We start from the raw sequence: 5,968 nt of genomic DNA, 5'->3' as shown, positions 1-5,968 counted from the left end.
ATAATAATAACCGGCACAATCATCTGATTTTAAAATTAACCAAAATAAATCATATTATGATTGACACTAATCTTCGAAATCTTCATGATTATAGGACTTGAACTCTACACTTTTATTTCACGGTATACAGCGTAATGAACAATACGATTTGGTTTATGGAAGGTTTATCATCACAACGCGATATTATTCAAGGTGTTAAAGACTTTGCAAAACAACAGCACCAAGAAATTGTTGTGCTCGCATCTCATCGTCATACTCGAAATGAGATTTTATCGCTTGCAGATGGGGCTTTTTATGAACCTCATGAAGAGACATTACGCTTACAATTTATCTCGGATGTTGTAAAACAACATCACGTCAATGCCATTCATACTGGTCGTAATAGCACATGGTTTGAATTACACCGTCAAGAAATTGAGTCTTTTGGGGTAAAATTAACCACTGGGGCCACACAACCTGAGCAGCTTCAATTAGCTGATAATAAAGTCGCCTTTGCACAAGCGATGGAAGAGTGTGGGCTTCCTGCAGTACCTTCTATCTGTATTGAATCTATTGATGAACTAGAAGCATACATAAAAGCGCCTCCTTTTGGTGAATTACCTTTATGTATCAAACCTGTAAAAGGGATTTATGGCATGGGTTTTTGGCGCTTTGATAATCAAATTTCGGCAATGGCACTGTTTAATCACCCAGAGAATCGCCAAGTTAATCCTCAACAATATCTTGATGCATTAAAAACCGTGGAACATTTTGAACCTTTAGTCTTAATGCCTTATTTACCTGGTCCTGAATACTCTGTTGATATGGTGGTAGAACAAGGTGATGTTATTGCCGCTGTTGCTCGACGCAAAGAGGGCGCAATACAACATCTAGAAATTTCAGGTGAGGCTTATGAATTAGGCAAAGCATGCGCAACAGCGATGAAAGCTGACGGGCTTGTGAATGTGCAAACTCGGCATAATCATCAAGGACGCCCACTCTTACTTGAAATTAATATGCGCCCTTCTGGTGGTATTGGTTATACCCAACATTGTGGAATAAATCTTGCCGGTATTTTTGCTTTACGCCAATTAGGATTAATGAGTATTGAAGAGGCTCAAGCCGAAAATAACCATTTTACACCAACAAAAATACGTGTAATCACCGATTCTATTGTTTTCAATTCAACGTTAACAAACGTAATCAGTACGGATAATAATTAATAATGAAAAATAGTATAAGTGACTCATCCATTTATCGTCGCCCTCTTTCTTGTGGCACATTAAGTGTGACACCAAATTGCTCTATTGAGTTACTTGATGAATTATTTGATATTGCAGAAAGACGCAACCCTAAGCGTGCATTTCTATTTGTCAGTAAAGTATTAGGGCGTCATATCCCTGTTTCACCGAAAAAAATGCGTGAAACTTATCAAAAACTCGCTCGTCAATTTCCTGATCCACTTGAAGGCCCTGTTTTGTTTATTGGTATGGCAGAAACCGCGGTAGGATTAGGTGCGGGTATTTTTGATGAAGTGAGGCATCGCTATCAACAGGCCATTTATCTAACATCAACACGCCATCCTGTTGATAACGGTGAGCTATTGTGTGAATTTAAAGAAAATCACAGTCATGCAACAGATCACTTGCTTTATTTGCCTAAAACAACAGAGCAACGCCAGTGGGTACTACAAGCAAAAACCGTTGTATTGATTGATGATGAAGCGACGACAGGTAATACCTTTATTAATCTGCTTTCCGCATTACGTGAAGAAGGTGGATTAAGCCATATTGAACAGGTTATCGCGGTAACCTTAACTGATTGGAGTGGTAATGCTATCGCTGACCGCTCCCCATTACCGATTAAAGCCCTCTCTTTAGTGCAAGGGAAATGGCAATGGGATGCCGATCCAAATGCACCTTTGCCGGTTATGCCGAATGTTAATATCACTGCATCAGGACAAGTTGCGATCACCGGTAAACAGAGCTGGGGACGATTAGGGATGACAACGCCCGCCTGCGATCTGGGTTTATCCATCAAAGCGTCTTTGGGTGAAAAGATCCTTGTTTTAGGATCGGGAGAATTTGTCTGGGAGCCGTTCTTACTCGCGGAACGCCTTGAAAAACAAGGTGCTATCGTAAAATATAGTTCGACAACGCGTTCACCGATTTCAACCAATTTTGCCATTCAATCAGCGATTACATTTACTGATAATTATGGTTTAGGTATTCCTAATTTCGTCTATAACGTGGCACATCAACAATTTGATCGCATTTTACTTTGCTGTGAAACACCCGCCGAAAGTATTGATAGACAATTGATTGAAGTCCTCAATAAAGTTGCCCCTATTGTTGAGGTAATAAGTTATGACTAAGCCCGTTATTTTAACTGATCTCGATGACACCCTATTTCAAACACGTCGTAAGATGGTGGATGAATTAGCACTAGAACCCTATAAAACTGGCGCGCTAGATAGAAGCTTAGAACCCCGTAGTTTTATGACCCAAGAACAAGCCATGCTTGTAGATTGGATGTTAGAGCACGCGGATTTAATCCCTGTTACTGCACGGGGAACAGAAGAGATTAGTCGCGTCACCATTCCTTTTCATTCTTGGGCGATCACCACACATGGTGCGGTGATATTAACCCCTGAAGGTCATGCTGATGCACAATGGAAACAGTGCATCACTCAAAGCTTAGTACCCTATACACCGCGTTTGTTGACGCTACAACAATCAATTACGCAATTAATGGCGGAACGCAATATTGATGGTTGGGCTCGTATTAACTATGAATACGATGATTTGCCTATTTATTTAGTCATGAAGCATAACGATAGCACCCGATTAGATGAACTGTATGCCATAGGTGATGAAATAGAAAAAACATTCTCAACCGACGGTTTTTATATTCATCGCAACAGCAACAATATCGCTTGGTTACCTGAGTCTATCGAAAAAGGCAAAGCGGTTACCTATTTGCTTAATAAATTAAACGCTGAGCGGGGTGTTTTCCCTGTGATTGGACTCGGTGACAGTCTAAGTGATCATCGCTTTATGAAATTATGCAGTTGGTATGGACTTCCTCGTCAAAGCCAATTTGCCGATGCGATCAATACAAAAATTTTTGGAGAATAAACATGATGGATCATAAGCCTTTTTCAGGCTCTTATGTATCAGGAGATGTCGATTTCCTACTTCAACCCGTTAATATCGAAATGACGCCTGTTGAGTTAAAAGAAGCGCTAATACAATCGGGTCAACGCCACTATTCTGACATGCTAAGTCAAGAGCCAGAGCCAACAACATGGCATTTAGATCTCTTTGAAAAAGCACTAGAAACAGGTGCGACACGCTTAGCAACCGAAGTTATCATGTTGGCTAAATCACTGGTTGAACACTTTGGTGATACCCCAATTATCTTAACAAGCCTTGTTCGTGCAGGTGTTCCTTTAGGCGTTATGTTGCAACAAACATTGCGTAAAATGGGGAAAACCTCTTACCACTACGGCATTAGTATTATTCGAGATAGAGGCATTGATAGTGAAGCGCTTTCATGGATAGAACAACACCACGGTACAGAAGGTATTGTGTTTGTTGATGGATGGACAGGCAAAGGCGCGATTACAGGTGAACTTATTCGTTCATTATCAGGACGAAAAGGCTATCCACCTCAACCTCGTCTTGTCGTCCTCGCGGATCCTTGTGGCTGTGCATGGTTAAGTGCCAGCGATGAAGATTGGCTTATCCCATTTGGGATCATGGGGGCACCTGTTTCCGGATTAATTTCACGTTCAATTTGGACGGAAGAAGGCTTTCACGGGTTTGTGGATTGCCAACATTTAAAACAGTATGAATGCAGTCGTTACCTTGTTGATACGGTGGGAAAAATCGTTAATACATTAATCGATAACACTATTCCACTCGCCACATTTAAAGAACAACAATCAGACTTAAAAAAGCTAAGCGAAAACGTCGTTGGTTCACTTGCAAACAAATATGATATTTCAAATATCAATCGTATAAAACCCGGTATTGCTGAAGCCACACGCGCTGTTTTACGCCGTGTACCTGACCATGTTCTTGTGAGAGAAATAACCGATCCTGATGTCGCTTTACTGGTTTATCTTGCACAAGAAAAAAATATTGCTGTTATTGAAGCAGGGCAAGCGCTTGGTCAATATCGTGCAGTGACTATCATTAAAAAGGTGAAATAATGATTGAACGATTATCCCCATGGAATTTAGGGGCAACACTTTATATGCCCGCAACACGAACAGATATCGCCACAACGATTATCAACCAGAAAATCGAAGGGCTACGCTCTTTAATTATCTGCTTAGAAGATGCCGTGAGTGATGCTGATATTCCTGTTGCATTAGAAAACTTGGCCGTATTATTAAATACTTTAGCAGAGCACAAAAAAAACAGTGATTGTAGCCATTGGCCACTGCTATTTATTCGCCCTCGCCACACTGAAATGGGTCAATGGATCACTGAAAATCTTGATGTCAGTGCCATTGATGGTCTTGTTTTGCCTAAGTTTACGCAAGCTTCTCTGCCTATTTGGTGGAATATTATTGAAAACACGCATTTATGTATGATGCCAACACTTGAAACAGAAGAAGTGTTTGATGTTATTCAAATGACAGAGCTTGCAAACCACCTACTGGCTCACCCTTGCCATAACAGAATTATTGCATTACGTATTGGTGGCAATGATTTAATGAATGTCATTTCTCTTAGACGAAACCGCCAATTAACACTTTATGATGGTCCAATGGGTTACGTGATAAAAATGTTAGTTGCTGTTTTTGGTGCTCGCCAATTTGCCCTCACAGCACCTGTTTGTGAGCATATTGATGATCATCACATTATGGATAAAGAGCTATCACTTGATATTGCTAATGGTCTTGTTGGTAAAACGGCCATTCATCCAAAGCAAATTCATAAGATTGAACAAGCACTTATGGTGTCTCAATCCGATCATTCCGATGCATTACGTATTTTAAATTCAACACAAGCGGTCTTTAAATCACAAGGTGCAATGTGTGAACCTGCGACACATCGTCGCTGGGCATTAAGTATTTTAACCAGAGCTAAAATTTATGGCATTATTCCTAACCAACAAAATAATGCTCAACGTTTTAATGCAACATAAAATACTTTATAACGGCTTGTAATCAATATGGGAGGGAATAATTATCTTATATTGATTTTGATTTATAAGTTTCTAGTTAAAGCGTGTTATCTTTAACTAGAACTTATAAAAATACATGTAAATATTTTTATTTTAAACAGTACGTTTTTTTTATTTCAATTATTAATTTATACTACATTTAATAGGAAGCTTATTTTATTTATCCTTGTTAACAAAGAACAAGAATAATAAAAATTAATTGCTGAATATTTTAACACACAAATGACAAAATAAGTGGTAACTAAGCATGCAATTAAGCACTCGTCAGATCAGAGTCTTTACACTGGCAATCCTTTTAAGCTCAGGGAAAAAGGTTCCAACCATTAAGATTATTTCTGCTCTTGAATGCTCAGAGCCTACATTAACTCGCGTATTAAAAGAGATAAGAGATTCTTATGGTGCTGAAATAAAATACAGTAAAGCTTCTCGTGCATATCAAATGACTGAACGAGGTCAACTCGATAGCAAGGCGTTACGTCGTATGCGTGAGGCATTATCCTCCAGTGAAGATATTCGCCACAATGGAATGACAAGCCGCGTTTATCTCGATAAAGATAAGAAGAAATCGGTGTCACTTTCATTAAAAATGTCAGCATTACGCAAGATTGATAGATTATCTTATTTAAATAATTCCACGCGTAGTGATCCTCCAGTGAAGATATCGCCACAATGGAATGAGAAGCCGCGTTTACTCGATAAAGATAAGAAGAAATCGGTGTCACTTTCATTAAAAATGTCAGCATTACGCAAGATTGATAGATTATCTTATTTAAATAATTCCACGCGTAGT

General features: G+C 39.2%; 4 protein-coding genes and 3 pseudogenes. All 7 read left to right on the top strand.

Annotated features, from left to right (window positions below):
• Positions 1–134: 134 nt before the first annotated feature.
• The gene (locus BHE89_RS08325) at positions 135–1,202 is read left to right on the top strand and encodes an ATP-grasp domain-containing protein (RefSeq protein WP_069369675.1); all 1,068 of its coding nucleotides are present in this window, start codon (positions 135–137) and stop codon (positions 1,200–1,202) included.
• Between the two features lie 2 nt (positions 1,203–1,204).
• Entirely contained in the window at positions 1,205–2,353 is a 1,149-nt protein-coding gene (locus tag BHE89_RS08320; protein ID WP_069369676.1) for a phosphoribosyltransferase domain-containing protein, read from the top strand.
• Complete coding sequence (locus tag BHE89_RS08315; protein ID WP_069369677.1) at positions 2,346–3,116, top strand: HAD family hydrolase; 771 nt, start codon at positions 2,346–2,348, stop codon at positions 3,114–3,116. Before BHE89_RS08320 ends, BHE89_RS08315 begins: the two co-directional genes overlap by 8 nt.
• A gap of 2 nt (positions 3,117–3,118) precedes the next feature.
• Positions 3,119–3,863 (top strand): annotated as a pseudogene (locus tag BHE89_RS08310) (cysteine protease StiP domain-containing protein); the annotation flags it as partial.
• Positions 3,864–3,988: 125 nt separating this feature from the next.
• Positions 3,989–4,195, top strand: a pseudogene (locus BHE89_RS27400) (RNA-binding protein); the annotation flags it as partial.
• On the top strand, positions 4,195–5,139 hold the full coding sequence (locus BHE89_RS08305; protein WP_069369679.1) for an HpcH/HpaI aldolase/citrate lyase family protein: 945 nt from the start codon (positions 4,195–4,197) through the stop codon (positions 5,137–5,139). The pseudogene BHE89_RS27400 and the gene BHE89_RS08305, both read left to right, overlap by 1 nt.
• A 286-nt stretch (positions 5,140–5,425) precedes the next feature.
• Positions 5,426–5,824, top strand: a pseudogene (locus BHE89_RS08300) (tellurium resistance protein TerW); the annotation flags it as partial.
• Positions 5,825–5,968: the final 144 nt, after the last annotated feature.

This window comes from Shigella sp. FC1967, from assembly GCF_001743005.1.
Taxonomy (GTDB): Bacteria; Pseudomonadota; Gammaproteobacteria; order Enterobacterales; family Enterobacteriaceae; genus Proteus.
The sequence above is the reverse complement of the archived record's forward strand: the minus strand, read 5'-3'. Positions and strand labels throughout refer to the sequence as shown.

Excerpts from the sequence above, each read along its gene's own strand:
- BHE89_RS08325 (WP_069369675.1), top strand. The coding sequence starts at position 135 with ATGAACAATACGATTTGGTTTATGGAAGGTTTATCATCACAACGCGAT.
- BHE89_RS08320 (WP_069369676.1), top strand. The coding sequence starts at position 1,205 with ATGAAAAATAGTATAAGTGACTCATCCATTTATCGTCGCCCTCTTTCT.
- BHE89_RS08315 (WP_069369677.1), top strand. The coding sequence starts at position 2,346 with ATGACTAAGCCCGTTATTTTAACTGATCTCGATGACACCCTATTTCAA.
- BHE89_RS08305 (WP_069369679.1), top strand. The coding sequence starts at position 4,195 with ATGATTGAACGATTATCCCCATGGAATTTAGGGGCAACACTTTATATG.